This window comes from Stenotrophomonas sp. KH_036_B (genome assembly GCF_057839485.1).
Genome location: NZ_CM174491.1, coordinates 3347367 through 3371974, shown reverse-complemented (window position 1 = coordinate 3371974; position 24608 = coordinate 3347367). Strand labels below are relative to the sequence as shown.

The window sequence follows — 24608 nt, the reverse complement described above, 5'->3', positions numbered from 1 at the left end:
CTGACCATGCGGATGGACAAGCTCACCTCGCGTTTCCAGCAGGCGCTGGCGGACGCGCAGTCGCTGGCCGTGGGCCGCGACCACAACATCATCGAACCGGTGCACGTCTTCACCGCGCTGCTGGAACAGCAGGGCGGCAGCACGCGCCCGCTGCTGGCCCAGGCCGGCGTGAACGTGCCGGTGCTGCGCGAGCGCCTCAACGAGGCGATGGAGGCGTTGCCCAAGGTATCGGGGCAGGAAGGCAACCTGTCCATCGGCAACGATCTCAACCGTCTGCTCAACAACACCGACAAGCTGGCCCAGCAGCACGGCGACGCGTTCATCGCCAGTGAGTGGTTCGTGCTGGCTGCGGTCGACGACGGCGGCACACTGGGCATGGCACTGCGCGCCGCCGGTGCCGACAAGACCCGCATCACGGCGGCCATCGACAAGATCCGCGGCGGTGAAAGCGTGCAGTCTGAAAATGCAGAAGAACAGCGCCAGGCGCTGGAGAAGTACACCATCGACCTCACCGCGCGTGCCGAGAGCGGCAAGCTGGACCCGGTGATCGGCCGTGACGAGGAGATCCGCCGCACCATCCAGGTGCTGCAGCGCCGTACCAAGAACAACCCGGTGCTGATCGGCGAGCCGGGCGTGGGCAAGACCGCGATCGTGGAGGGCCTGGCCCAGCGCATCATCAACGACGAAGTGCCCGAGGGCCTGCGCGGCAAGCGCGTGCTGTCGCTGGACATGGGCGCGTTGATCGCCGGTGCCAAGTTCCGCGGTGAGTTCGAGGAACGCCTCAAGGCCGTGCTCAACGACCTGTCCAAGAGCGAAGGCCAGATCATCCTGTTCATCGATGAGCTGCACACCATGGTGGGCGCGGGCAAGGCCGACGGTGCCATGGACGCCGGCAACATGCTCAAGCCCGCGCTGGCCCGTGGCGAGCTGCATTGCGTGGGCGCGACCACGCTGGATGAGTACCGCAAGTACATCGAGAAGGACGCCGCGCTGGAGCGCCGCTTCCAGAAGGTGTTTGTCGGCGAGCCCAGCGTGGAAGACACCATCGCCATCCTGCGTGGGCTGAAGGAAAAGTACGCGGTGCACCATGGCGTGGAAATCACCGACCCGGCCATCGTGGCCGCGGCCACGCTGTCGCACCGCTACATTGCCGACCGCCAGCTGCCCGACAAGGCCATCGACCTGATGGACGAGGCTGCGTCGCGCATCCGCATGGAGATCGATTCCAAGCCGGAGGAACTGGACCGGCTGGAGCGTCGCCTCATCCAGCTCAAGATCCAGCGCGAGATGCTGAAGAAGGAGAAGGACGAGGCATCGCGCCAGCGCCTGGCCGACCTGGAAGCCGACATCGATACGCTGGAGCGCGAGTTCTCCGACCTGGATGAAATCTGGAAGTCGGAGAAGGCCGCGCTGCAGGGCACGACCCGCATCAAGGAGCAGATCGAGCAGGTCAAGCTGGAACTTGAAGCCGCGCAGCGGCGCCAGGATTTCGGCCGCATGAGCGAACTGCAGTACGGCCAGCTGCCGCAGCTGGAGAAGCAGCTGCACGCCGCGCAGGAGGCGGAGAACACCGAGTTCAAGCTGGTCCAGGACCGGGTCACCGCCGAAGAGATCGCCGAGGTGGTGTCGCGCTGGACCGGCATTCCGGTCAACCGCATGCTGGAAGGCGAGCGCGACAAGCTGCTGCGCATGGAAGACATGCTGCACCAGCGCGTGGTGGGGCAGGAAGAGGCGATCAAGGTGGTCTCAGACGCGGTACGACGTTCGCGCGCCGGACTCTCCGATCCCAACCGCCCCAGCGGCTCGTTCCTGTTCCTGGGCCCGACCGGCGTGGGCAAAACCGAGCTGTGCAAGGCGCTGGCCGAGTTCCTGTTCGACAGCAGCGACGCGATGATCCGCATCGACATGAGCGAGTTCATGGAGAAGCACAGCGTGGCGCGGCTGATCGGTGCGCCCCCGGGCTACGTTGGGTATGAAGAGGGCGGCTACCTCACCGAGGCCGTGCGCCGCCGCCCGTATTCGCTGATCCTGCTCGACGAAGTGGAGAAGGCGCATACCGACGTGTTCAACATCCTGCTGCAGGTGCTGGACGACGGTCGCCTCACCGATGGCCAAGGCCGCACGGTGGACTTCCGCAACACCGTCATCGTGATGACCTCCAACCTGGGCTCGCACCAGATCCAGGACATGTCCAGCGACGACAGCCCGGAGGCCTACACGCAGATGAAGGCGGCGGTGATGGGGGTGGTGCAGGCGCACTTCCGCCCGGAGTTCATCAACCGGCTGGACGACATCGTGGTGTTCCACCCGCTGGACAAGGTGCAGATCAAGCAGATCGCGCGCATCCAGATGCAGGGGCTGGAGAAGCGGCTGGCCGAGCGTGGCCTGCGCATCGAGGTCAGCGACGCGGCGTTCCAGCTGCTGGGCAACGTCGGCTTCGACCCGATCTATGGTGCGCGCCCGCTCAAGCGTGCCATCCAGGCGCAGCTGGAGAACCCGCTGGCGCAGAAGATACTCTCCGGCGAGTTCCTGTCGGGCGATGTGATCCAGGTCGATGCGGGCGAGGGGCGGCTGCTCTTCGACAAAGGCTGACCGGCGCGCGGGCACGGCTGATAACCGTTCGTGCTCAGGCCATGCTGCATGACCATCAACCCCCGCCACGGCGGGGGTTTTTTGTCCGGTATGGTCCGTGTTCAACCGGAGGAGGCGCGATGTCAGAGCACGGCAGTCCCCAATCATCGTGGCGCGCGGAGACCATCGCCGTGCACGGCGGCTACCGGCCCGATCCGACCACCCGCGCGGTGGCGGTGCCGATCTACCAGACCGTGGCCTACGCCTTCGACGACACCCAGCATGGCGCGGACCTGTTCGACCTGAAGGTGCCGGGCAACATCTACACCCGCATCATGAATCCCACCACCGATGTGCTGGAACAGCGCATCGCCGCGCTCGAAGGCGGCATCGGGGCGCTGGCACTCGCGTCGGGCCAGGCGGCGATCACCTATGCGATCCAGACCATTGCCGAGGCCGGCGACAACATCGTCTCTTCCAATGCGCTGTATGGCGGCACCTACAACCTGTTCGCGCATACCCTGCCGCAGTTCGGCATCGAGACCCGCTTCGCCGACTACAACGACCCCGATGGCTTCGGCGCGCTGATCGACGCGCGTACCAAGGCGGTGTTCGTCGAGTCCATCGGCAACCCGCGCGGCAACGTCACCGACATCGAGGCGGTGGCGAAGATCGCCCATGCGCACGGCGTGCCGGTGATCGTGGACAACACCGTGGCCACGCCCTACCTGCAGCGCTCGTTCGACTTCGGCGCGGATATCGTGGTGCACTCGCTGACCAAGTATCTCGGCGGCCACGGCACCAGCCTGGGCGGGGTGATCGTGGATTCCGGACGCTTCCCGTGGGCCGAACACGCGCAGCGCTTCCGCCGCCTGAACGAGCCGGACGTCAGCTACCACGGCGTGGTCTATACCGAGGCGCTGGGGCCGGCGGCCTACATCGGTCGCGCGCGGGTCGTGCCGCTGCGCAATACCGGGGCGGCGATCTCCCCGTTCAACGCCTTTCTGATCCTGCAGGGCATCGAGACCCTGGCCTTGCGCATGGACCGCATCAATGCGAACGCCCTGGCGGTGGCAACGTTCCTGCGCGACCACGCCAAGGTGGACTGGGTGAACTATGCCGCGCTGCCCGATCACCCCGAGCACGCGCTGGTGCAGAAGTACCTGCGCGGGCACGGTTCGGGGGTGCTGACCTTTGGCCTGCCGGGCGGGCGCGCCGCCGGCGCGCGCTTCCTGGATGCGCTGCAGCTGTTCACCCGGCTGGTGAACCTGGGCGACGCCAAGTCCCTGGCCACCCATCCGGCGTCCACCACGCACCGCCAGCTCGACCCGGCCGAGCTTGAAAAGGCCGGCGTCAGCGAGGACACAGTGCGCCTGTCGATCGGCATCGAACACATCGACGACCTGTTGGAAGACCTGCAGCAGGCGTTGGCAACCGCGTAGAGGTGGGACCCACCCTGGCCGGTGCGGGCCGGCCGGGGTGGGGTTGTATGCTGCGCAAGATCGGCCACGCGCCGAGGCGGGGACCGACGCATGCTGAGCGTCACCCCGACACGGAGCCCGTCATGAGCCGCATCGCCCAGCTACGCCACCGCCACGGTATCGACCGTGTCATCGCACACCTGCAGGACTGCCTGCGTACGGGCCAGCCGTTGCCCGACCTGGACGCACTGGCGGCAGTCGCGCATCAGTCACCCTTCCACTTTCACCGGCTGTACCGCGCGCTGACCGGCGAAACCCCGGGACGCACCGTGGCCAGGCTGCGCCTGTTGCGGGCACTGCAGTTGCTGGCGCAGGCAGACAGCCGCGTCACAGAGGTCGCGCTGGAGGTGGGCTACGAAAGCTCGCAGGCGCTGGCACGGGCCTGCCGACAGGCGCTGGCGACCACGCCCAGCGCATTGCGCGACGACGCGGTACTGCGCACGCACTGGCAGCAGCAGTTGTCGTTGCCTGCGGGAGACAGCGCCGATGACAGCGCCCCGCTGCAGGTGCGGGTGACCACCCTCGAGCCGTTCGACGTGGTGGTGCTGCGCACGCGCGGCGCCTTCGATGACCTCGACCAGGCGTTCGGCCAGGTCTATGCATGGGCCGCAGAGCAGGGCATCGCCGGGCAGCTGCAGGCGCTGGTCGGCATTGCACTGAACGACCATCGCGATGTACCCGCCGATGCGTGCGAATTCGACTGCGGCATGGGCTTTGGCCGTGCGCTGGCAACGGTCCCGGCACCGCTGCGGTCACTGCGTCTGGGCGGCGGCCAACACGCGGTGCTGCGGCATGTGGGCAGCTACGCCGGGCTGGAAGCGGCTACCGATGCGCTGCTCCGGCAATGGCTTGGCGGGAGCGGCCACGCGTTGCGCGATGCGCCGCTGTACTACCACTACCTCGATGATCCCGAAGCGGTGCCGGAGGCCATACTGCGCGCTGATATCTGCGTGCCGCTGCAGGCGGCGCGCTCCGTTTAACCTGGCACTTAGCCGCTGCTCCCTGGAGGCGGCGGCCGTTACGGAGCCGGGTTTGCCAACCAGGCATGGACGGTGCGGCGCACCACGTCCAGCGTCTCCAGTGCGGCACGGGGTCGTATCTGGCCCATCTGATCGTGCCCGTTGTGGACCGTGCCGCGATAGGCGGAATCGCCGAGCCGACGGTACTGCCGGCTGACGGCGGCATGCTCGGCAAGCCGGTCGCGCATGTCGTCGCTCTCGATGCGGCTGAGCCGACCATTGAGATAGTCGTCCATCCGCGTCCAGTCCACGGCCGCATGCCTGCGCAGCAGCTCGGCATAGGTGGCCTGCCGGTGCGCCTCCGCACGCAGCTCCGCCGCGTTCATCCGGGTGAGGCCCAGCGCCGCGATGCCTTCGCGCTGGAACGGAAGGTGATCGGACACCTGCGTCCATGCCGTGTAAGGGTGCTGCCGGACCCCGAGGTCCGTCGCTGCCCGCTGCAGCAGCTGGCGCAGGTGGGTCTCGTGCGCGTCGACCGCGCCGGGGTGCCGCTGATCGGTCCGCTGCGTGTCCATGACGAACAAATGGCGCTGTTCGGAACCGCAGATCGCCAGACCGTCGCCGTGCCCCAGCATGTCCAGGTTGAGCACCGCGTCCGGGCAGTTCCGCTGCGCCAGGCAGCGTTGTACATGCGCCTTGGCCCCCATCATGCCGCGCTCGCCCTGGGCGGTGACCAGCAGCTGCACCTGGGTGCCGCGTGGCAGATCGGTGTCGTGCAGTTCGCGCGCGAGCGCCAGCAGCGCGGCCACGCCGGTGCCGTTGTCCAGTGCGCCGCTGGAGCCGGTATCCGTACCGGTCATGTCGCCATGCGCCACCAGCACCAGCGTATGTGCAGGCGTACCGGGTCCCGCAAAGGTCAGCAGCAGGTTGCGGCCCCAGGCGGTGCGGGGCACCCCGCGCAGGTCGTGCGCGCTGAGGGTGAACGGGAGCGATTCAAGTGGATGCCCGGTGGCGTTGAACAGCGCTTCGATGGCGGCGCTGCGTTGCTGGTTGGCCACCACCTCACGGGTGCCACGCGGTTGCCCGGACTGGGCCTCCATCGTGGCCTGCGCGATGTATTCCAGGTCCAGCAGGTAGGCGGCCCGGACCGGATCGTAGACGCCTTCCAGCAGTGCGATGGTGGCGTCCACCCAGGCCAGCGGCGAGGGCGGTGCGATGGCCTGCGCCGCAGGCGGCCAGCCTGCCGCCGGGGTATCGGGCGTGGCCGCGGCCACGGCGTGCTTTATGCCCTGCTGCGCCTGCGCGGACAGTGACAGCAGCAGCGCCCGCAGCGGCGCGGTGCAGGTGGGTGCGTCAGCGCAGTCGCGCAGGAGGGTCAGCAGTGCCCGGCGATCGTGGGGCAGCAGCTGATCCAGCACGCGGCCGGCCGCATCGTAGTGCGCGACGCCCGGCGCCAGATCGGCGTCATCGGCGGTGCGCCACAACGCCTCCACGGCGCTGTCGACGGCCGCGCCGGCCAGGACTGTGGCGCCAGCAAGACTCGACACCAGCAAGGCCTGTGGACACCGGCGGGGCGCTGCGACGCAGGTGCCCACGGCGGCGTTGCCGATCGACACCAGGCTCGCCGCGGGACCGCCGGCGCACGGCGCGATCTGGTTCACCGGGACGAGATGCTCAAGGACCTCATTGAGGGTTCCTCCCGCGGGCGTGCCGGGCGCTACGCCCTGCGCCCCGGGCAGCAGCGCAGGCCCGGTTCGGGGTGCGAGCACCGACAGCAGCAGCGACGCAGTCACCAGCGGGTGGGCGTTGCAGATGCGCAACCCCGCCTGCGCCAGGGGTCTCACCAGCGGCCTGTACGCCTCCGCCGCGGCGGGAAGCCTCGCACCCCGCTGGACGGCGAACCGGCCTTGCGCACGGCGTGCCTGGCTCACGGTATCGATCAGCATCGTCATCAGCGCCGCAGGAAAGAGGCGCTCAGGGTTGCACCTGCGCGCACGCGGCTCCTATAGGAAGCGTTGCAATCTGCACGGGCTCAACGCCCGTGGTCGCTCACACCACCGGAATGGTGTGCTTGCCGAGATTCCGGTACGGGGGCGTGGCCATCACCATCTCCGCCAGCGAATAGGCCAGTTCGCGCTCGGCCATCACCGTGCCATCGGCACCGTGATCGAGCAGGTGCTTCACTTCGGCGTCGCTGTGCGCGCGCGCCAGCAGGGTCAGCCCGGGGTTGATCGCGCGCAGCTTGGCCAGCGTCTCACCGGCTTCCAGCGGCTGCGGAATGGCCAGTACCGCGATCTTGGCGCGTTCGGGATGGGCTTCGGCCAGCACGCGGTCGGAGGCGGCGCTGCCGCGGATACCGGGCAGGCCGGCGGCATGCGCCTCGGCCACGTGTTCCTTGTTGTCATCGATGATCAGCACCGGCACACCACGGTCGCGCAGCACCTGGGCCAGCGCACTGCCGACGCGGCCGAAGCCAATGACGATGGCATGGTCGTGCAGGTCCAGCGAGGGCCCGGGGGGCAGTTCGGTTTCGACCGCCGCCGGGGTGGTCTGCTGATGTTTGAGCAGCCAGCGGTCGAGCAGGCCGAACACCAGTGGATTGAGCATGATGGAGATCAGCGCGCCCGCCAATACCAGCGCCTGCCCGGTGGGCGGCAGGATCTTCAGCGTGACGCCCAGACCGGCGATGATGAAGGCGAACTCGCCGATCTGCGCCAGGCTGGCCGAGATGGTCAGCGCGGTGCCGGTGGGATGCCCGAACGCGCGGACGATGACGAATGCCGCGGCGGACTTGCCGAACATGATGATGGCCGCGGTGGCCAGCACCTGCCAGGGATGCTCGACCAGGATGTTGGGGTTGAACAGCATGCCGACCGAGACGAAGAACAGCACCGCGAACGCGTCGCGCAGCGGCAGCGAGTCGCTGGCGGCCTTGTGGCTGAGCTCGGATTCGTTGAGCAGCATGCCGGCGAAAAACGCACCGAGGGCGAACGACACCCCGAACAGCATCGCCGAACCGAACGCCACGCCGAGCGCGATGGCCAGCACCGCCAGGGTGAACAGCTCGCGCGAGCCGGTACCGGCGATGCGCTCGAGGATCCATGGGATCACGCGCCGCCCGACCACCAGCATGACGGCCACGAACAGGCCCAGCTGCACGAAGGTCCAGCCGATGCTGGCCAGCACGCTGCCGATCGTGTGGGTTTCATTGGCCGCGGCCGGGCCGAACACCCCGGCGAGCACCGGCATCATCACCAGCGCCAGGACGCAGGCCAGGTCCTCGACGATCAGCCAGCCCACCGCGATCTTGCCGCGCTGGGTGTCCAGCAGGCGGCGTTCCTCCATGGCGCGCAGCAGCACCACGGTACTGGCGGTGGCCAGCGCGAAGCCGAACACCACGCCATGGATGACCGGCCAGCCCATCAACGCAGCCAGTCCCCAGCCGAGCAGGGTGGCGACCAGGATCTGGCCAACGGCACCGGGAATGGCGATCGCCTTGACCGCCATCAGGTCCTTCAGCGAGAAGTGCAGGCCCACGCCGAACATCAGCAGCATCACGCCGAGTTCGGCCAGCTGGTTGGCCAGCGCCCCGTCGGCGACAAAGCCGGGGGTATACGGTCCTACGCAGATGCCCGCCACTAGATAACCGACCAACGGAGACAAACGCAGCTTGTTGGCCAGCGCACCCAGGATGAAGGCGAGCCCAAGGCCAACGGCAACGATGTTGATCAGGTCGGTGTCATGGTGCATCGGGGCTCGCAGATTGGGGGATGCCCCGATTTTCACCGATGCGGCCGGTTCCGGCAAACCGGAATGTGGCTTGACCGCGAAGGTGTTGTCACTCCGGCCTAACGCCGCCGGTTCCTGGTGGGAGCCTTTCCACCGGCTCGCTGTGGCGCGGGCCAGCAGCCGCCTCGTGGGGCGGAACCTTTCCACCCGCCGAGGCTGGATATCTTCAAGTACCTGGGTAGGGTCGGCGATCGTGGGTGTAGCCTGCTGGCGGTCCATCTGCTTCAGATGAACCAATTCGGTCACTTAACAACTGATTGAACGAGCCTGCATGTTGTGCAGTGCCTTCTCAGTGATGGTGCATCATTGCGGAAAGACCGGTTCTTCGCCGTCGACGAAGACCATTGCAACGACAGGCGCCAGCAGGGGAATATCCTGCACTGCAGGCTTGGATGGGCCTGGCGCGATGCGACGGCGCAGCATGGTCGCGCAGTTGCCGGAAATCGGACAACGGTCGATGGTGATCTTCATGATGCCCGCTTCAACTGAGTAGCTGATTCCCCCAGCGTAATACATGCTTTCAAGTGGATTGTTGAACTGCACCCGCAGAGTCGAGTCGGACACCTTCGTCACGACGACAGGCTCAACGCTCGCCTTGGAGTAGCTCGGCTTCACGTGATCTCCTGCACACCCGGAAAGCGGGACGGCCGCCAACGTTGCCCACGTCAACGCAGAAACGACAGACCGGCGTGCGCTGTTGGGAATTGTCATTGGACGGCTCCATGATTCATGGTTCGATCATGGCATGCGCCGATAGCCAATAGGGTGCCCCGGGGCACAGTTGGCAGGAGTACACGAGGCTTTCGGGGCAAGCACGACAGGCGCCAGGGCCTGCCGTGCCGGATGCCCCGGCGGTATCACCACTTGTAGGCAACGCGCCCGTACACATAGGCGCCGTTGAAGCCGTACGGCGAGTAGTTGCTGTAAGGCAGCATGCCCCAGGTGGAGTTCTGCAGGTCCACGGTGCGGTCCGGGTATTCGTCCAGAATGTTGTCCGCGCCCAGGGTGAGGGTCCAGTTTTCGCTGGGCTTGAAGGCCACCGACGCGTCGAGCACCCATGAGGCGTCGTAGGTCTGGTCGCGCAGCGCCGTCGCCGAGTTGCGCACGGTGAAGCTGCCGTAGCGGGTGGCGGCCAGGCTCAGGTCCCAGCGGTCCGAGCGCCAGGTGCCGCTGAGGATGGTCTTGTCGCGCGGGTAGCTGTCTTCGATGCGGCCGATCTCGTCGCGCCCGATCAGCGACTGGGTGATGCCCAGCGTGCCGAACACCGCCGGCGAGGCGATGAACTTCTTCACCTCTGTTTCGTTGTAGCTGTAGGCGGCGGTCAGCTCCAGCGAGCTGGCGGCGAACGGAATGGTGTAGCTGGACACGGCATCCACACCGCGGGTGCGGGTGTCCACGCCATTGGTGAAGTACGAGAACGCGGTGACGCCCGGCAGGCCCAGCCCCGCCAGCAGCGAATTGGCGGCGGCATTGGTGGTGATGTTGGTGGAGAGCACGATGCGGTCGTCGATGTCGATCTGGTACGCATCCACGGTCAGGTAGAGGCGGTCGATCGGCTGCAGCACCAGGCCCACGCTGTAGGACGTGGAGCTTTCGGCCTTCAGCGGGCTGGCACCCAGTGCCTGCGCGGCGGCGCTGGTGGTCGGGAAGGTGCCGCGTTCGACGAACACGCCGTTGACGATCGTGCTGGTCACGGCCTGGTAGCTCTGCTGGGCCAGCGACGGGGCACGGAAGCCGGACGAGGCGGTGGCGCGCAGGGCGACCTTGTCGGTGAACGCGTAACGCGCCGACAGCTTGCCGGAGAACTTGTCGCCGAAGTCCGAATAGTCTTCGTAGCGCCCGGTCACGCCGGCGGAGAACTTGTCGGTGAGGTCCGCTTCGAGGCCTGCGTACACCGCGTAGTTGTCGCGGTCGGCGTCGACGGCGTTGAGCGGGGTGAAGCCGCCGAAGCCCTGCGCGCCGCTGCCGAAGTAGGAATTGGGTTCGCCCGCGTTCTGTTCCCACGTCTCGCGGCGGTACTCACCGCCGAAGGACAGCGTCACCGGATACGCCAGCCCCCAGTCCAGGGTCTTGGTGATGTCCACATTGCCGATGTCCTGGGTATATTCCAGCGCGCCGGCGTAGAACGAGCGCGGGCTGTCCAGCCCCAGGCTGTAATTGATGCTGTTGCGGGTGTGGAAGTCGATCGTGTTCTGGCCGTGGTTGTAGCTCACGTCCCAGGTCCAGCCGCTTTCGGTATCGCCCTTGACCCCGGCCACCAGCGAGCGGTCCTTGGAGTACTGGTTGATCTCCGGTACGAAACCGTCCGGGTAGGTCTGTGCGAGCAGCGGCCCCTGGTTGTTGTTGGTGCGCGAGCGGTAGAACGCGAACGAGGTGATGTCGCGATTGCTGGCCAACGCAGTGGCATAGGCCGAGACGTGATCACTGAACTGGAAGCTCGCGTTGACCGACGCGGCGGTGGCATCCACCTGCGGATCGCCGACCACGAAGGCGGTCTCGCCGATATCCGGGTAGTTGACGGTGTTCGGCGTGGTGCCCTGGTACGGGCCGGCGCGGTTGCTTTCGTCCTGCTGGAGGATCTGGCCGGCCACATGCACGCTGCCGCGGCCGTCGGCGAAGCCGATGCCGGCATCGCCGGAGAGCTGGTACTTGTTGCCATCGCCCGCCGAGTACTGCCCGGCGTCGAGCGCCAGGCTGCCGCCCGCCGACGAGCCCTTGAGCACGATGTTGATCACGCCGGCGATGGCGTCGGAACCGTATTGCGCCGAGGCACCATCGCGCAGCACTTCCACCCGCTCGATGGACGAGATCGGAATGGCGTTGATGTCCACCGCCGACGACCCACGCCCGATGCTGCCGTTGACGTTGATCTGTGCCGAGGTGTGGCGGCGCTTGCCGTTGACCAGCACCAGCACCTGGTCGGGCGACAGGCCGCGCAGCTGCGCCGGGCGGATGCCGCTGGTGCCATCGGTCAGTGCCGGGCGCGGGAAGTTCAGCGAGGGCAGGGCGCGCGACAGCGCGGTGGCCAGCTCGGTGGTGCCCGTGGACTGCAGCGCCTCGGGGGTGATGATGTCGATCGGTGACTGCGACTCGGCCACCGTGCGGTCGGCAACCCGGGTGCCGGTCACGATCACGGTGTCCAGGGTGTTGGCGGTGGCCCGGGCCGGGGCGTCCTGGGCGGCGGCGGCAAACGCGGAGCCGCCGAGAACGACGGCGACGGCGGCGGCGAGCGTACGGGTCTTGCGGTTCATCAGGATGTGGCTCCGGTTGGGACGAGGTGGCACCGAGGCGACATCACGACTGCGGTGAGGCGGGTCTGCGAGGACGGGTGTTGCGGTGCGCAAGGAACGAATTAACGGAAGATTTACGTGCTGTCAAATCGACGCCGGCAGAAAAAACGTTGCAAAAGCAACAATTTAGGTGATGTTGGCGGATCTGGCGGTAGGGTCCCGGGGAGGGCGCAGGCAGGATCGTGGGAGAGAGAACGAGCCGTGCCGCGCATCCCGGGGCCCGTCAAGTATTCGTTAACGCTAGAATTGCGTCGCAGGAAAGGTGCTTACCAGCACATTCCATTCCGTTATATGGACTCCCCCAGATGATCTCCCTTCGTAACTTCGCCTTGCGCCGCGGCGAGCGGCTGCTGTTGTCCAATGTCGACCTGACCCTGCATGCGGGATACCGCGTGGGCGTGGTGGGCCGCAACGGGGCCGGCAAGTCCAGCCTGTTCGCGGCCGTGCAGGGTGAGCTGGAGGCCGACAAGGGCGATGTCGACCTGCCCGGCAAGATCCGCATCGCCAGCGTGGCCCAGGAAACACCGGCGCTGCTGGACCCGGCGCTGCAGTTCGTGCTGGAAGGCGACACCGAGGTCGCTGCCGTGCTGCGCGAGGAGGCCGAGGCGACCGCGCGCGAGGACTGGGAGGCGGTGGCCAATGCGCACCAGAAAATGGCCGAAATCGGGGCGTACGATGCCGAGTCCCGTGCGGGCAAGCTGCTGCACGGCCTGGGTTTCCCGTCCGACACCCACTCACGCCCGGTGTCGACGTTCTCCGGTGGCTGGCGCGCGCGACTGAACCTGGCCCGCGCGCTGATGATGCCCAGCGATCTGCTGCTGCTCGACGAACCGACCAACCACCTCGACCTGGACGCAGTGTTCTGGCTGGAACAGTGGCTGCTGAAGTATCCCGGTACGCTGCTGTTGATCTCGCACGACCGTGAGTTCCTCGACAACGTGGCCACGCACACGCTGCACCTGCATGGCGGCGGGGCCAAGCTGTACCCCGGCGGCTACACCGACTTCGAGCGCCAGCGCGCCGAGCAGCTGCGCCAGCAGCAGATCGCCCACGACAAGGAACAGGCCGAGCGCGCCCACCTGCAGAGCTTCATTGATCGGTTCAAGGCGCTGGCCAGCAAGGCGACCCAGGCGCAGAGCCGCATGAAGCGCCTGGCCAAGCTGACCGGCACGGAAGCGGTGCGCGCCGAGCGCGAGTTCCGCATCGAGTTCGCGCCGCCGTCCAAGCTGCCGTTCTCGCTGATCCGGCTCAACGATGTGGAGGCCGGCTACAGCCCGGACGCGGTGATCCTGCACAACGTCGGCTTCGGCCTGGAAGCTGGCCAGCGCATCGGCCTGCTGGGTCCGAACGGCGCGGGCAAGACCACGCTGGTCAGGACCCTGGTGGGTGAGCTTGACCCGGTGGCCGGCGAGCGGTCGGCGCACCCTGACCTGCGCATCGGCTACTTCGCCCAGCACACGGTGGAGTCCCTGCACGAAGGCCAGTCACCGATGGATCACTTCCGGGATATTTCGCCGGATGGCAACAATCAGGCGTTCCGCGATTTCCTGGGCAAGTGGAACTTCGCAGGCGACCGTGCCTTCGAGCCGGTGGACGGCTTCTCCGGCGGCGAGCGCGCGCGCCTGGCGCTGGCGATGATTGCCTGGCAGCAGCCGAACGTGCTGCTGCTCGACGAACCCACCAACCACCTTGACCTGGAAATGCGCGAGGCGCTGGCCGAAGCATTGGCGACGTTTGAAGGGGCGATCGTGATGGTCTCGCACGACCGCCATCTGATCGGCCTGGTCTGCGACACCTTCTGGCGTGTTGCCGACGGTGTGGTCGAACCGTTCGACGGCGACCTGGACGAATACGCGGCGTGGCTGCGTTCGCGCCCGGCCGCGCAGGGTACCAAGCAGAAGATGGCGGCTGCGGCGCCCGAGCCGGTGCCGCCGACCCCGCCGCTGCCGCCGAAGAAGACCGTCAACCCGGTCAAGCTGGCCGCCGCTGAAACCAAGGTCAACCAGCTGGAAGGCCAGCTGGCCGATCTGGATCGCCAGCTGGCCGATCCGACCAACTACGCCGATGCCACCCGCATGGCGGTGCTGGGCCGCGACCGCGAAGCCACCGCGCAGCAGCTGGAAAAGGCCGAAGCGGCGTGGATGGAGTTGATGGCCTGACGAGCAACGCCCCTGTCGGTCAACGTCGGCACGGGCATTCCGTAGACCCACGCCCTGCGTGGCTTCGCGATCCCGTAGAGCCACGCCCTGCGTGGCTTCGCGGTGCCGGAACGAAGAGCAGCCACGCAGGGCGTGGCTCTACGACTGCGCTTCCAGCCATTCCCTGAACCGCTTGCCTGCCTCGCTCTCCACGCGCGAACGCAACCGCGTCAGCCAATAGCTGCCCAGCTCCAGCGTCGGCGCAAACGGCTGCACCAGCCGGCCCTGCGCCAGGTCCTGCTCAAACATCTTCAGCGGCAGCAGCGCCACGCCTGCGCCCGACGCTGCCGCGCTGGCCAGCGTCAGCGACGAATCGAATACCGGTCCGCGCGCCTCCAGCTCAGCCACGCCGGCCGCCTGCAGCCAACGTGGCCACTCGTCGCTGCGATAGGAGCGCAGCAGCGGTACGTTGGCCAGATCGCGCGGCTGTTTCAGTGTGCGCGCCAAGGCGGGAGCGCACACCGGCGCGAACGGCGCGGCCAGCACCGGCGTGGACACCTGCCCCTGCCAGTCGCCGTCGCCGAAGCGGATGGCAAGATCCAGGCCTTCGCCGGCCAGGTCGATGCGGTTGTTGTGCGTCTGCAGGCGCAGCTCGATGTCCGGGTGGCGTGCATTGAAATCGGCCAGCCGCGGCAGCAGCCAGCCGGTGGCGAAGGTGCCCACCACGCCCACGCCCAGCACCTCGCGGAAATGGCCGCCGACGAAGCGGTCCAGGCTGATCGCGATGCGGTCGAAGGACTCGTTGAGCACCGGATAGAGCCGCGCGCCCTCGTCGGTGAGCGCCACTCCGCGGGGCAGCCGATGGAACAACACGGCACCGAGCCGGTCCTCCAGGCCGCGGATCTGGTGGCTGAGCGCGGCCTGGCTCACGCACAGTTCGAGCGCGGCGCGGGTGAAGTTCTGATGGCGGGCTGCCGCCTCGAAAGCACGCAGCGCGTTGAGTGGAAGCTGGGGGCGGAGCATGGCCAAGCCGTGAGCGGGGTTGATGGATCATCGCAGATGGCGGCGCCGGCCGCTGGCGGGCATTCTCCTGATGCCGCCTGTACGGGTGGTCCCGGCCGCTGGCCGGCTAGTCCTGATGCCGCCTATACGGGTAGTGCCGGCCGCTGGCCGGCTCGTCCAGATGCTGCCTATGCGGGTAGTGCCGGCCGCTGGCCGGCTCGTCCTGATGCTGGGTCGCCTGGAGCCGGCCAGCGGCCGGCACTACCGGGATCGTTATCGCCTGGAGCCGGCCAGCGGCCGGCACTACCCATTAGGGAGGCTCATGGCTCTTGATGAAAATCCGCGCTGGTGGGGGCGGTCGTGGCATGCCGATACTGCGGCCCTGCCCACCAAGGAAACGCCCATGCTTGCCCGCCGACAGTTCCTGCAGATGACCGGTGCCGCCGCCGCGTCCGCCCTGGCCGCCACCGTGCTGGCCAAGGCGCCCTCCGGTGCGTCCGGCGACGACACGGCGCCGGCGCAGGCCGCCGATTTCGCCGCGTTGGAGAAGGCCAGCGGCGGCCGCCTCGGGGTGACCCTGTTGAATACGGCCACCGGCCACCGGGTCGGACATCGCCAGGATGAGCGCTTCCCGATGTGCAGCACCTTCAAGTTCGCGCTATCGGCCACGGTGCTGCACCTGGCCGACCGCGGTACGCTCTCGCTCGACCGCCGCCTGCCGGTGCGCGAAGACGACATGCTCGCCCACGCCCCGGTCACCCGGCGCCATGTGGGCAAGGATCTGACCGTTCGTGATCTGTGCCGCGCGACCATGGTGACCAGCGACAATTCGGCCGCGAACCTGCTGCTCGACGTGGTGGGAGGCCCGGCCGGGGTGACGGCGTTCCTGCGCGGGCATGGCGATGCGGTGACCCGCAATGATCGCCGGGAGCCGGAAATGAACCGCTTCGAGGCCGGCGACCCGCGCGACACCACCAGCCCGGCCGCGATGGCCGGCAGCCTGCAGCGCTTCGTTGTGCAGCACGAGGTGCTGACGCCGGCCTCGCGCCTGCAGTTGGCCGACTGGCTGATCGACAACGAAACCGGCGACGCGCGGTTGCGGGCGGGGCTGTCCAAGGCGTGGCGGGTAGGCGACAAGACCGGCAGCAACGGCAAGGACACCACCAACGACATCGCGATCCTGTGGCCGCTGGCCGGTGGTGCGCCGTGGGTGTTGACCAGCTTCCTGCAGGGGGCGCCGGCAGGCGACGATGTGCGCAATGACGTGCTGCGCCAGGTGGCGGTGATTGCGGAGCGGATGATCCGAGGGTGATGCACCCGCGTAGAGACACGCCGCGCCCTCTGACCAATGGGCGCCGACGCAATGAACGCGTCGCTACGCGCCCGGGCGTTGCCGCGCCCGCTAGGGACACGCTTGGTGGCGTGTCCCTCGCGGGCTTGGATCGGGCATTGCGAGGGACACGCATGGCGTGTCGCTACGCGGGTTGGCCTGTTTCCTTCACCGCCTCCAGGAACTCGCGTCCCCAGCGGTCCACGTCGTGGTATTCCACGCTGCCGAACAGCTGGCGCATGCGTCCGCTGGCCTCGTCATCGGGCATCGACAGCGCCTGCAGCAGGCCGGCGGTGAGGTCGGCCGGGTCGTGCGGGTTGGTCAGCACCGCGCCCTTCAGTTCCGCCGCCGCGCCGGCAAACTCGCTCAACACCAGTACGCCGCTGCTGCCCTCGATGCCATGGGTGGCGACGAACTCCTTGGCCACCAGGTTCAGGCCATCGCGCAGCGGGGTGATCCACATCACCTGTGCCGCGGCGTAGTGCGCCACGACGTCCTCGAATGGCAGCGCCTGGGCGAAGAAGCGCACCGGCGTCCAGTCCAGGCGCGAGAAGCGGCCGTTGATCCGGCCGACCGCCTGTTCGATCTGGTTCTGCAGCGTGCGGTACACCGTCATCTCGCGCGCGGCCGGTACGCAGACCATCAGCAGGGTGACCTTGCCCTGTCGCTCCGGGTGCTGTTCCAGCAGCCGTTCAAAGGCCTCCAGCTTGGCCAGTGTGCCCTTGGTGTAATCCAGCCGCTCCACCGACAGCACCAGCTTGCGTGCGCCGATCTCGCGACGCAGTTTGAAGATGTCGTTGCGCACGCCGGGGCGGGCCAGCACGTCGTGGATGCGGCGCAGGTCGGTGCCGACCGGATGTGCGCCCAGCGCGACCTCGCGATCGCCCACGCGCAGCCGGGTGGTCATGGTGTCCAGGCCCACCGCACAGCCGTAGGTGAGGAAGCGCGGCGCGCAGCTTTCCCAGGCCAGGCGCTCGGCCGGCATCGCACCGCGCACCACGTCGACGAAGTTCTCCACCTGGCGCGGGATGTGGAAGCCGATGTAGTCGCAGCTGAGCAGGCTGCCGATGATCTCGCGGCGCCACGGGACCACGTTGAACACGTCGGCGGACGGGAAGTAGGTGTGGTGGAAGAAGGCGATCTTCAGGTCCGGGCGCAGCTCGCGCAGCGTCGCCGGCACCATCCACAGGTTGTAGTCATGGATCCACACCGTTGCGCCGTGCGCAGCCTCGGCGGCAGTGGCCTCGGCGAAGCGGCGGTTGACCTTCAGGAATACCTGCCAGTCGTCTTCGCGGAACCGCGCGCGTTCCCAGAACACATGCAGCATCGGCCAGAACGCTTCCTTGGAGAAGCGCTTGTAGAAGATATCCACTTCCTGGCGGGTCAGCGGAACGCGCGCGGCGGTCAGGGTGGGGTAGCGGTCCGCATCCACCGCCAGGTGGGTCTGGAACGGGCCGCGCTTGGGGTCGTCGATCCCCCACGCCACCCAGGAGCCCTTCTGGCCGCCTTCGAAGAAGCTCAGCAGCGAGGGAATGATGCCGTTGGGCGAGCGCGGTGGGCGCTGCACCAGCACGCCGTCTTCCATGACTTCGTCGAAGGGCAGGCGGTGGTAGACCATCACCAGATCGGCGCCTTCCGCACGTGCCTGCGCCGGCGGCTGTAGCCAGGCGTCATCGGCGGGGAGCAGGCCGAAGTGCTTGATCGCTTCGAGGATGCCGCCGCAGCCGGGTGCCTGCGCATGGAAGGTGTGGTCGAGTGCGGCCGTGGCGGCGGTGAGCGCTGGCTCGGAGTCGCCCACGCACACGCCGCGGAAACCGGCGGTGTACATGGAGAGGTCGTTGAGGGTGTCGCCGGCCACCAGGATGCGATCGCGCGGCAGGTCCAGCAGGCGCGCAAGCGCGGCCAGGGTGCGGCCCTTGTCGGTGTCCGGCGGCAGGATGTCCAGGTAACGGTCGGCCGAATACAGCACATCGCAGCCCAGCGCCTGTGCGGCGGCCTGGATCTGCGCGCGCAGGGGCGCCAGCGTGGCCGGGTCGCAGAAGTACGAGCAGCGCCGTTCCTGCGGTACGTCCTGGCGCTGCAGCGCGGTGAACGGCCGCATCGCGGCGGCCACGACCTGTTCGCCGGGCCAGTGCGCGTCGATCATCGACTGCAGGGGTTGCAGCGGCTGCAGCGTGTGGCCATCGACCACGGTGGCGCCGACATCGCAGACCACGTAGTCCGGGCGCGGAATGGCGGGATCGGAAAGCAGTGGCATCACCGCTTCAAGGCCGCGGCCGGTGATGAAGATCAGGCGGATACCGGGGTGCTGGTCGACCAGCCGGTACAGGCGGTGGCGCGCGGCGGCGTCGCCGGCGAGAAAGGTGCCATCCAGATCGGTGGCGAGGATCAGTTGCGGTGCCGGCTGCGCCGGCGGCTTGCGGGGTGAGGTGGGCAGGGCGGGTGTCGAAACAGTCAATGCACTTCCTTATCGGAGTCGATGGGTGAGGGAGGAGGGGTGTCGGGCGGCGCGACGGCATCCGTTTCCGGCATCAGTTCGAGTGCCGCCGGGGTGGTGCGCAGCATCAGCCGGAACACCACCGGGTGCGTGCGCAGGCGGGCGAAGCTGAGCAGCCGTGCGGTGGTGAACAGGGCCAGCACGCCCAGCACCGCGGCGAAGTACAGCGGCAGTGCCGCTGGCCCGAACTGCTGCATGGCCGCGCCGGCCAGCGCCGGGCCGATCGCGGCCCCCACGCCGTGCACCAGCAGCAGGCTGGAGCACCCGGACAGCAGGTGCTCGCGCGGCAGGTAATCGAGCATGTGGGCCACGGCGAACGGATACAGCGCGAATGCCAGGCCGCCATAGAAGAAGAACAGCGCGAACAGCAGATGGGTCTGCATCTGGATCATCGGCAGTGCCGCGACCACGGCGATGCCGGCGGCGGCCAGGCACAGCGCGACCAGTCCGATGCGGCGGTCATGGCCATCGCTGATATGTCCCAGTGGCCATTGCAGCAACGCACCACCGGCAATGGCGGTCAACATGAAGCGCGCCACGCCGTCGTCGTCCAGCCCGACCTCGCCGGCATACACCGGCAGCAGGCCCCAGAACGCCCCCATCGCCAGGCCGGACAGACCGGCGGCCACGGTGGCCACGGGCGCCATGGCATACAGGTGGGACAGCTTCAGGCGCGGCACCGAGGGGACGTCCGGTGGAGTCAGGCGGGTGGCGGTGATCGGCAGCACGGCGGCGCAGACCAGCATGGCGATCAGCATGAACATCGACATGGCCGGGGCATTGCTGACCATCAGCAGGATCTGGCCCAAGGCCAGCGCCGACAGGTTGACCACCATGTACAGCGAGAACGCGCGGCTGCGTTGGCGGGGGTCGGGCTCGGCGTTGAGCCAGCTCTCGATCACCGTGTACAGCCCCACCAGCGCAATGCCGGTCACGATGCGCAGCAGTCCCCACAGCCAGGCGTTCAGCCACAGTGGATGCAGCAGCACCGCGATGGCGGCGAGGGCGGCGAAGAAGGCGAACGCGCGGATATGGCCAATGCGGCCTATCAACGACGGTGCAAAGAAGGTACCCATGAAGAAGCCGGCAAAGTAACCCGACATCACCAGGCCCAACGTACCGGCACCAAAGCCGGCCTCACCGCCGCTCACCGCCAGCAACGTGCCCAGAAGCCCGCTGCCAGTCAACAGCAGCGCTACTCCCGTCAGCAGGGCGGTCAGCCGCAACACGCGTGCGACCTTCGTGGGGAAGGCGAACCGGTCACGACTATGACCCTACCACAGTCGCAATAAACACCATGTCCGGAGCGTGCATGTCGGGAATGACGTCCGAATTTGCGCTGCGCACGCATGCGGGCTAGGGTGGGGCATGACTGTGTACACGTTCCTGCCGCTCGCGGCTGCCATGCTGCTCGCCGCCTGCACGGGCCAGCGCGACAGCGTTGCCCATGACGTTGCAATGGCCCCGGCCGATGCATTCCTTGCGGCGGTTGCCGCTCACTGTGGCAAGGCCTTTGAAGGCCATGTCGCCGTCAACACGCCACGTAGTGCCGCGCCGGATCCGTTCGACGGCAAGCGGCTGGTGATGCATGTGCGGGGGTGCGAGGATTCGGCGCACGAGCTGCGCATCCCGTTCCATGTAGGCGATGATCATTCACGCACCTGGGTGCTCAGCCGCACCGACACCGGTCTGCGCCTGAAACACGACCACCGCCATGCCGACGGCAGCCCCGATGCGGTCACGATGTACGGCGGCGACAGCACACCGCCGGGCACCGCCCAGCGGCAGGCGTTCCCGGTGGATGCCGATTCGGTGGCGATGTTCCGCAAGGCCGGCATGGAGGCCTCGGTGCGCAATACCTGGGCGATGGAGGTGGAGCCTGACGAACGCTTCGTCTACGAGCTCACCCGGCCCGATGGCCGTCGCTTCCAGGTGGTGTTCGACCTCGGCAAGCCGGTGGCGCTGCCACCGGCCCCGTGGGGTGCGGAGGCGCCACCGGCGCCGTAGAGCCACCGCATGGGTGGCTGTTCTTCGCCCGACCATTGGTCGGGCCGCCGTCGCCTCAGCGCGCGCCGAATCTCGCCCGGCAGCCGCCGCTGACCCACAGCGTGCCATTGCGATAGCCCCAGCTGCGGCCTTCCACGCAGGCGGTACCGGACAACTGCTGGACCACGACCGGCCGGCCTTGGCGCGAATCCCAGGCGCAGGTCTGCTGGCGCTTGTCGTTGCTGCTGCAGGTCACGCTGTAGTTGCTGTTGCCGCCGCCACCGCCCCAGTTGCCGCGTGATTCGGCAAATTCACCGCGGCAGCCGCGATTGACCCAGATCGCGCCGTTGCGCACGCCCCAGGTCTGGCCCTCCACGCAGGCCGTGCCGGAGATCTGCCGGACCAGGGTGGCATTTCGCCAGCCGGTGGAACAGGTGCGCTCGCGGTTGTCCTGGCTCTCGCAGCGGATGGTGCCGCCGCTGCCGCCCGGGCCGCCAATGCTCCCGCCACGGCCTTCGGCGAATTCGGCCCGGCAGCCGCCGCTGACCCAGACCTGCCCGTTGCGCGACCCCCAGTTGCTGCCTTCCACGCAGCGGGTGCCGGAAATCTGCCGGGACAGCCGTGCGCTGCGCCAGCCGGTGGTGCAGACCCGCTGGCGGTTGTCCTGGCTTTCGCAGCGGACCGTGCCGTTGTTGCCGCCGCCACCCCCCCCGTTCCAGCCGCCGCCGGACCCCGAGCCGCCCAGCGAGGTGGCGATGTCCTGCTTGATGCGCGAGAACCCCCAGCCGGAGTTGACCTGGGCCAGGTAGAAGCGCAGCTGGTCGTCCGGGATGCGCCGGCCATTGGACTGGTCGGCATATTCCTCGGAAATCACCCGGGCGCGGTCGTTGGAGGACAGCTGCGACAGGTTCTCCGGGGCGTAGGCGCGGGTGCCCATCTGGGCGTGCAGGGCCGGGGCGGTACAGGCCAGTACGGCGGTGAGGCAGGCGACGGTCAGGCGGCGGTTCATGGCGACTTCCCCTTGCGGTCGTTGGTGCGCGGACTATATGTCTGGGCCGGATCAAGCCCGCGTGACCATCCCGATTTGCCCGATCGGGTCGGCGGCCGCAGAATAACGGGCTGACCGGTGCCGCCTGGCGCCGGCAATCTCCTGCGGAGCTTTACCCCCATGCGTACCCACTTCTGTGGCCTGGTCGACGAGACCCTGATTGGCCAGACTGTCACCCTCGCCGGCTGGACCGACGTTGCCCGCAACCTGGGCGGCGTGTGCTTCATCGATCTTCGCGATCATGAGGGCATCGTGCAGGTGACCGTTGAGCCAGAAAACGCGGAGGTATTCAAGGTCGCCGCCAGCCTGGGCTACGAGGACGTGCTGCAGGTCGAGGGCGTGGTGCGCAAGCGCCATGCGGTGAACGACAAGATCGCCACCGGCCAGGTCGAGATCGTGGCCAGCCGCATCACCATCCTCAACAAGGCCGAGCCGCTGCCGTTCCACGCCCATGAGAACCCGGGCGAGGAAACCCGCCTCAAGTACCGCTACCTGGACCTGCGCCGCCCCGAAATGCAGCGCATGCAGCGCACCCGCATCAAGCTGGTGCAGGCGCTGCGCCGCCACCTGGATGGCGAGGGCTTCCAGGACATCGAAACCCCGATCCTGACCAAGGCCACTCCGGAAGGCGCGCGCGACTTCCTGGTGCCGGCGCGCATGCACCCCGGCGAGTTCTACGCCCTGCCGCAGAGCCCGCAGCTGTTCAAGCAGATCCTGATGGTGGCCGGCTTCGACCGGTACTACCAGATCGCGCGCTGCTTCCGCGACGAGGCACTGCGTGCCGACCGCCAGCTGGAATTCACCCAGCTGGACATGGAGTTCGCCTTCGTGCGCGAGCGCGACGTGCAGGACTTCGTGGAGGGCATGATCCGCGCCATCTTCAAGGAGGTGGTCGATGTGGAGCTGGCCGCCAGCTTCCCGCGCATGACCTGGGCCGAGGCGATGCGTCGCTTTGGTTCGGACAAGCCGGACCTGCGCATCGCGCTGGAGCTGGTGGACGTGGCCGACCTGGTCAAGACCAGCGAGTTCCCGGTGTTCACTGCGGCCGCCAACGATGCTGACGGCCGCGTGGCCGCGCTGCGCATTCCGGGCGGTGCCAGCCTGTCGCGCAAGCAGATCGACGACTACGCCGCGCATGCCGCCAAGTACGGCGCCAAGGGCCTGGCCTACATCAAGATCGCCGAGAACGGCGAGGTCAGCTCGCCGATCGCCAAGTTCTTCAGCGAAGACGCGTTTGCCGCGCTGGTGGCCCACGTCGGTGCCGGCAACGGTGACATCGTGTTCTTCGGTGCCGGTGGCTACAACAAGGTGTCGGACTTCATGGGCGCCCTGCGCCTGAAGGCCGGCAAGGACTTTGGCCTGGTCGCCGCCGGTTGGGCGCCGCTGTGGGTCACCGACTTCCCGATGTTCGAGTACGACGACGAGGCACAGCGCTACGTCGCCCTGCATCACCCCTTCACCGCGCCGGCGGTGGACGACATCGCCGACCTGCGCGCCAATGCGAAGACCGCGGTTTCGCGCGGCTACGACATGGTGCTCAACGGCAACGAGATCGGTGGTGGCTCGATCCGTATCCACCGCTCGGACATGCAGAGCGCGGTGTTCGAACTGCTCGGCATCGGTGCCGAAGAGGCCGAGGCCAAGTTCGGCTTCCTGCTCGATGCGCTGCGTTTCGGCGCCCCGCCGCACGGTGGCATCGCCTTCGGCATCGACCGCATCGCCGCGCTGATGGCCGGTACCGAATCGATCCGCGACGTGATTCCGTTCCCGAAGACCACCGGCGCGCAGTGCCTGATGACCGGCGCCCCGTCGCCGATTCCGGATGAGCAGCTGGCCGAAGTGCACATCCAGGTCCGCCCGCGCAAACAGTGATCCTGCAATCACCCAGTGCCGGCCGCTGGCCGGCTACCATCGGGCCACACGATCCGGTAGTGCCGGCCGCTGGCCGGCTCCCATCGGGCCATACGATCCGGTATTGCCGGCCGCTGGCCGGCTCCCATCGGGCCACACGATCCAGTAGTGCCGGCCGCTGGCCGGCTACCATCGGGCCACACGATCCGGTAGTGCCGGCCGCTGGCCGGCTCCCATCGGGCCACACGATCCGGTAGTGCCGGCCGCTGGCCGGCTCCCGTCACACACACATCGTCCAGGAGATCCAGGCAATGACCGAGTTTGCGTTCGTGTTGGAATGGGAAAAGCTGGGCAATGAAGGCGCCGATGCCAATCTGGTGACCGAACGCGCCCGCGTGTTCGGTGGCTGGCTGGTGCGCGTGGGGACCAACCCCGCCGCGATGGCGCTGACCTTCGTCGCCGACGGCGAAGGACGCTGGGACGGTGAAGACTTCGGCGTCGAGGATTACGAGGACGACGAAGAGGACGAGGAAGACGGCGAAGAGTACGAAGAGGGCGACGAAGAAGGCGAGGAAGAGGACGAAGACGAGGAAGAGTACGAGGACGAGGAAGACGAGGACGGCGAAGAAGACGACGCCGCCAAGGGGACGCAGGCCTGAGGCCTGC

Annotated in this window: 16 protein-coding genes; 8 read left to right on the top strand and 8 right to left on the bottom strand. The window is 67.8% G+C overall.

The window, feature by feature from the left end:
* Positions 1–6: 6 nt before the first annotated feature.
* The 3 genes from clpB to AC3ITN_RS15015 all read left to right on the top strand — a co-directional run bounded on the left by clpB (position 7) and on the right by AC3ITN_RS15015 (position 5032).
* Positions 7–2592 carry an ATP-dependent chaperone ClpB gene (gene clpB / locus AC3ITN_RS15025; protein ID WP_313348244.1) on the top strand — a complete coding sequence of 862 codons (2586 nt, stop codon included), beginning with the start codon at positions 7–9 and terminating at the stop codon, positions 2590–2592.
* A 119-nt stretch (positions 2593–2711) separates the two neighbouring features.
* Positions 2712–4013, top strand: a complete 1302-nt coding sequence (locus AC3ITN_RS15020) for an O-acetylhomoserine aminocarboxypropyltransferase/cysteine synthase family protein (RefSeq protein WP_489391021.1) — start codon at positions 2712–2714, stop codon at positions 4011–4013.
* Positions 4014–4135: 122 nt separating this feature from the next.
* The gene (locus AC3ITN_RS15015) at positions 4136–5032 is read left to right on the top strand and encodes an AraC family transcriptional regulator (protein WP_489391020.1); all 897 of its coding nucleotides are present in this window, start codon (positions 4136–4138) and stop codon (positions 5030–5032) included.
* Positions 5033–5070: 38 nt separating this feature from the next.
* Here AC3ITN_RS15015 and AC3ITN_RS15010 read toward each other — a convergent pair whose 3' ends face one another.
* The 4 genes from AC3ITN_RS15010 to AC3ITN_RS14995 all read right to left on the bottom strand — a co-directional run bounded on the left by AC3ITN_RS15010 (position 5071) and on the right by AC3ITN_RS14995 (position 12051).
* Positions 5071–6963: a M28 family peptidase gene (locus AC3ITN_RS15010; protein ID WP_489391019.1), complete on the bottom strand. Its 1893-nt coding sequence runs from the start codon at positions 6961–6963 to the stop codon at positions 5071–5073.
* Positions 6964–7060: 97 nt separating this feature from the next.
* The gene (gene ybaL / locus AC3ITN_RS15005) at positions 7061–8761 is read right to left on the bottom strand and encodes a YbaL family putative K(+) efflux transporter (RefSeq protein WP_313348252.1); all 1701 of its coding nucleotides are present in this window, start codon (positions 8759–8761) and stop codon (positions 7061–7063) included.
* Positions 8762–9103: 342 nt separating this feature from the next.
* On the bottom strand, positions 9104–9415 hold the full coding sequence (locus tag AC3ITN_RS15000; protein ID WP_489391018.1) for a hypothetical protein: 312 nt from the start codon (positions 9413–9415) through the stop codon (positions 9104–9106).
* Between the two features lie 242 nt (positions 9416–9657).
* Entirely contained in the window at positions 9658–12051 is a 2394-nt protein-coding gene (locus AC3ITN_RS14995; RefSeq protein WP_489391017.1) for a TonB-dependent receptor plug domain-containing protein, read from the bottom strand.
* A gap of 344 nt (positions 12052–12395) precedes the next feature.
* Here AC3ITN_RS14995 and AC3ITN_RS14990 point away from each other — a divergent pair, with 344 nt between their 5' ends.
* Positions 12396–14249 (top strand): ABC-F family ATP-binding cassette domain-containing protein, encoded by a 1854-nt coding sequence (locus AC3ITN_RS14990; protein WP_489391016.1) that lies wholly within the window; start codon positions 12396–12398, stop codon positions 14247–14249.
* A gap of 138 nt (positions 14250–14387) precedes the next feature.
* Here the strand turns inward: AC3ITN_RS14990 and AC3ITN_RS14985 are convergent, their stop codons facing one another.
* The gene (locus AC3ITN_RS14985; protein ID WP_489391015.1) at positions 14388–15251 is read right to left on the bottom strand and encodes a LysR family transcriptional regulator; all 864 of its coding nucleotides are present in this window, start codon (positions 15249–15251) and stop codon (positions 14388–14390) included.
* Between the two features lie 382 nt (positions 15252–15633).
* Between AC3ITN_RS14985 and bla the strand changes: the two genes are divergently transcribed.
* Positions 15634–16542, top strand: coding sequence for a class A beta-lactamase (bla, locus tag AC3ITN_RS14980; protein WP_489391014.1), 909 nt, complete (start codon positions 15634–15636; stop codon positions 16540–16542).
* 163 nt (positions 16543–16705) lie between these two features.
* Here bla and ggpS read toward each other — a convergent pair whose 3' ends face one another.
* On the bottom strand, positions 16706–18952 hold the full coding sequence (ggpS, locus tag AC3ITN_RS14975; RefSeq protein WP_489392942.1) for a glucosylglycerol-phosphate synthase: 2247 nt from the start codon (positions 18950–18952) through the stop codon (positions 16706–16708).
* A gap of 62 nt (positions 18953–19014) precedes the next feature.
* Positions 19015–20286 (bottom strand): MFS transporter, encoded by a 1272-nt coding sequence (locus tag AC3ITN_RS14970; RefSeq protein WP_489391013.1) that lies wholly within the window; start codon positions 20284–20286, stop codon positions 19015–19017.
* Positions 20287–20425: 139 nt separating this feature from the next.
* Between AC3ITN_RS14970 and AC3ITN_RS14965 the strand changes: the two genes are divergently transcribed.
* Positions 20426–21064, top strand: coding sequence for a hypothetical protein (locus AC3ITN_RS14965; RefSeq protein ID WP_489391012.1), 639 nt, complete (start codon positions 20426–20428; stop codon positions 21062–21064).
* A 55-nt stretch (positions 21065–21119) separates the two neighbouring features.
* Here AC3ITN_RS14965 and AC3ITN_RS14960 read toward each other — a convergent pair whose 3' ends face one another.
* Positions 21120–21788: a DUF3011 domain-containing protein gene (locus AC3ITN_RS14960; protein WP_489392941.1), complete on the bottom strand. Its 669-nt coding sequence runs from the start codon at positions 21786–21788 to the stop codon at positions 21120–21122.
* Positions 21789–22211: 423 nt separating this feature from the next.
* Here AC3ITN_RS14960 and aspS point away from each other — a divergent pair, with 423 nt between their 5' ends.
* Together aspS and AC3ITN_RS14950 are read left to right on the top strand one after the other, a co-directional pair.
* Positions 22212–23963, top strand: coding sequence for an aspartate--tRNA ligase (gene aspS / locus AC3ITN_RS14955; protein ID WP_313346570.1), 1752 nt, complete (start codon positions 22212–22214; stop codon positions 23961–23963).
* A gap of 290 nt (positions 23964–24253) precedes the next feature.
* On the top strand, positions 24254–24601 hold the full coding sequence (locus AC3ITN_RS14950; RefSeq protein ID WP_489391011.1) for a DNA primase: 348 nt from the start codon (positions 24254–24256) through the stop codon (positions 24599–24601).
* Positions 24602–24608: the final 7 nt, after the last annotated feature.